Consider the following 3,292-nt stretch of genomic DNA (forward strand, 5'->3'; position numbering starts at 1 on the left):
TCCCCGCCCGTGCCGCAACAGCCGTCGCGCACGGCCCCGGACGCCCCTCCGGTCCCATCCGACACCGCGCCGCCCGACCCGGCCCGAAGTGCGCTCCAGCGCCTCAGGGACCGCTTCCGCTAGGGCGATGGCGGCGTCCGGCGCCTTTCGTGCCCAGGCGATGGCCTGCGCGGCGCTGGATGCGCCCTTCATGGCGCGCGCGCTGCGGCTGATCGGCGACCGGCTGGCTGCGCCCGGTGCCCTTCCCGCCGCGCTGGAGGCCCGCCTCACCAGCTGGCCCGGTGACATGAGCGCGCGCGGCGATGCCGTCCCGCTGCGGCTGGCCGCGGGGCTGCATGCGCGGGTCCTGGAGGGGGTGGACGGCGACCTCGCCCGGCACTGGCCCGCGCCCGCCGGGATGTCCGACGCGCGGCTGTGGGACGGGTTGTCCCGCGCCCTGCGCCGCCACGAGGCGCATCTGCTCGACTGGCTGGAGCGCGCGCCCCAGACCAACGAGGTTGCCCGCTCCGCCGTGCTGATCGCGGGCGCCCATGCCCTCGGTGGCCCGCTGGTGGTGTCCGAGCTGGGCGCGGCGGCCGGTCTGAACCTGCTGTTCGACCACTGGCGGCTGGAGGGGCCGGGCTGGACGCGCGGACCGCAGGCGGCCCCGATCGTGCTGCGCCCCGACTGGACCGGCCCGCCCCCGCCGGACCGCGCCCCGCGGGTGGTGTCGCGCGCGGGCGTGGATCTGTACCCGCGCGACCCGGTCGCCGACCGGCTGCGGCTGATGGCCTATGTCTGGGCCGACCAGCCCGCACGGCTGGCGCGGCTCGCCACCGCGCTGCGGGTCTGTGCCCGCGCCCGCCCGCCCGTCGCGCGGGCCAATGCCGTGGACTGGCTGGCCGCGCGCCTCGCAGACCGCCATCCCGGTGCCTGCCACCTGGTGATCCACACCATCGCCTGGCAGTATTTCCCCGCCGCCGACCGCGCCCGGGGCGAAGCGCTTCTGGCCGAGGCCGGGGCACGCGCCACCCCCGATGCCCCCCTCGCCCGCCTGTCGATGGAGGCCGACGGCCGCCGCGACGGCGCCGCGCTCACGCTGACGCAATGGCCCGGCGGCACCCCGTGCATCCTCGGGCGCGCCGATTTCCATGGCCGCTGGGTCCGGTGGGCCACCGCCATCCCGCCGGCGGCCTGATCCGCGCACACTGGACCGCGGGCGCCCCGCGCCCTACCCTCAGGCGCAGCGCCAAACGGGAAAGGGCCGACATGACCGTGCAAATGGATGCTTCCGTGAATGTGCTGGGCGGTGCGCTGGAGCCCTGCTCCAGCGACCCCCTCACCGGGTTCTTTCGCAACGGTGCCTGCGACACCTGCGCCGAGGATCGCGGCAGCCACACCGTCTGTGCCGTGATGACCGCCGAGTTCCTGGCGTTTTCCAAATATGTCGGCAACGATCTGTCGACCCCGCGGCCCGAGTTCGGCTTTGCGGGCCTCAAGCCCGGTGACCAGTGGTGCCTGTGCGCCGCGCGGTTTCTCCAGGCCCATGACGAAGGCGTCGCCCCCAAGGTGCGCCTGCGCGCAACCCACGCGCGCGCACGTGCGATCGTCCCGCTCCAGATCCTGCGCGACCACGCCCTCGACGCCGGCACTCCCGACGCCGGGGATTGACCGACACCGGGGACGGAGCGCCCGCGCCGACAAGGCGCCGCCGCCAAGGGGGCTCGATGCCCCCGCCGGCGGCGTCCCCGTCCCCCGGTTCGGCCCGAGGGTGCTCCGCTTTCGCAGCGATCACCCGGCGATGTCGACGCCCAGCGCGCGCGCCACGGTGAAGATGTCCTTGTCGCCACGCCCGCACATGTTCATCACGATCAGGTGGTCGGCGGGCAGGTCCGGCGCCATCTTCATCACCTGTGCCAGCGCGTGGGACGGCTCCAGCGCCGGGATGATCCCCTCCAGTGCGCAGCACAGCTGGAACGCCTCCAGCGCCTCGGCATCGGTGATCGCAACATAACGCGCGCGCCCGGTTTCATGCAGCCAGGCATGCTCCGGCCCGATCCCCGGATAATCGAGGCCCGCCGAGATCGAGAACCCCTCCAGGATCTGCCCGTCGTCGTCCTGCAACAGATACGTCCGGTTGCCGTGCAGCACGCCGGGACGCCCGCCGGTCAGGGACGCGCAATGCTCCATGCGGTCGTCGACGCCCTTGCCGCCCGCCTCGACGCCCACGATGTTCACCGTCGGCTCATCCAGGAACGGGTGGAACAGCCCCATGGCGTTGGACCCGCCGCCGATGGCCGCGACCAGCGTGTCGGGCAGCCGACCTTCGGCGGCCATCATCTGCTCGCGCGTCTCCTTGCCGATGATCGACTGGAAGTCGCGCACCATCGCCGGATAGGGGTGCGGCCCCGCCACCGTGCCGATGCAATAGAAGGTATCGCGCACATTGGTCACCCAGTCGCGCAGCGCGTCGTTCATCGCGTCCTTCAGCGTGCCGCGCCCCGAGGTGACGGGGACCACCTCGGCCCCCAGCAGCTTCATGCGGAACACGTTGGGCGCCTGGCGTTCGACGTCATGGGCGCCCATGTAGACCACGCATTTCAGCCCGAACTTGGCGCACACCGTGGCCGTGGCGACCCCGTGCTGCCCCGCGCCGGTTTCCGCGATGATGCGGGTCTTGCCCATGCGGCGTGCCAGGATGATCTGGCCCAGCACGTTGTTGATCTTGTGCGCGCCGGTGTGGTTCAGCTCGTCGCGCTTCATGTAGACCTTGGCGCCACCCAGATGCTGCGTCAGCCGCTCGGCGTGATACAGCGGCGAGGGGCGCCCGACATAATGCGTCCACAGGTCGGCCATCTCGGCCCAGAAGCTGTCGTCGGTCTTGGCGCGTTCGTATTCCGCCTCCAGCTCCAGGATCAGCGGCATCAGCGTCTCGGAGACGAAGCGCCCCCCGAAGATGCCGAAGCGCCCCTGGTCGTCGGGGCCGGTGCGGTGGGAATTGGGGATGTCCTCGGGCATTGCGGCCTCCCTGCTGGCGTTGGGGGACACCTAGCGGTCGCACGCGGTCGCTTCAAGCGCGCCCTTGCACAGTCGCCCCCCGAGGCCTACCTTGTGCTTCGGCGGGTGCTGCTCTTCGCGTGTGAGGCCCTTTTCCAGTGGCCGATAAGCATTTCCGAGGGAGCTGGCTCTGCCGGGATCCTGGTCCCGGTATCTGGCGCCCACCTGGTTGTACCAGGCTCTCGGGAAAATCACGTCTCCACGGTCGCTGCGGGCCCGCCACCGTCAGCCCGGCCGCCCCCCCGCAGACCATGCC

At 72.1% G+C, this 3,292-nt stretch carries 3 protein-coding genes; 2 read left to right on the plus strand and 1 reads right to left on the minus strand.

Features of this window, described 5'->3' with window-relative positions; all coding sequences use genetic code 11:
• The first annotated feature begins 127 nt into the window (after nt 1-127).
• Together CCR87_RS00595 and CCR87_RS00600 are read left to right on the plus strand one after the other, a co-directional pair.
• On the plus strand, nt 128-1,177 hold the full coding sequence (locus CCR87_RS00595; RefSeq protein WP_201155394.1) for a DUF2332 domain-containing protein: 1,050 nt from the start codon (nt 128-130) through the stop codon (nt 1,175-1,177).
• Between the two features lie 71 nt (nt 1,178-1,248).
• Entirely contained in the window at nt 1,249-1,650 is a 402-nt protein-coding gene (locus CCR87_RS00600) for a DUF2237 family protein (protein ID WP_207186497.1), read from the plus strand.
• A gap of 120 nt (nt 1,651-1,770) precedes the next feature.
• Here the strand turns inward: CCR87_RS00600 and trpB are convergent, their stop codons facing one another.
• Nucleotides 1,771-2,997, minus strand: coding sequence for a tryptophan synthase subunit beta (gene trpB, locus CCR87_RS00605; RefSeq protein ID WP_201155395.1), 1,227 nt, complete (start codon nt 2,995-2,997; stop codon nt 1,771-1,773).
• Nucleotides 2,998-3,292: the final 295 nt, after the last annotated feature.

Origin of the sequence: Rhodobaculum claviforme (genome assembly GCF_016653255.1) — a bacterium.
Lineage (GTDB): Bacteria > Pseudomonadota > Alphaproteobacteria > Rhodobacterales > Rhodobacteraceae > Rhodobaculum > Rhodobaculum claviforme.

What these genes read in the sequence shown, in the direction of transcription:
- CCR87_RS00600 (WP_207186497.1), top strand. Translation starts at nt 1,249, where the DNA reads ATGACCGTGCAAATGGATGCTTCCGTGAATGTGCTGGGCGGTGCGCTG.
- CCR87_RS00595 (WP_201155394.1), top strand. Translation starts at nt 128, where the DNA reads ATGGCGGCGTCCGGCGCCTTTCGTGCCCAGGCGATGGCCTGCGCGGCG.
- trpB (WP_201155395.1), bottom strand. Translation starts at nt 2,997, where the DNA reads ATGCCCGAGGACATCCCCAATTCCCACCGCACCGGCCCCGACGACCAG.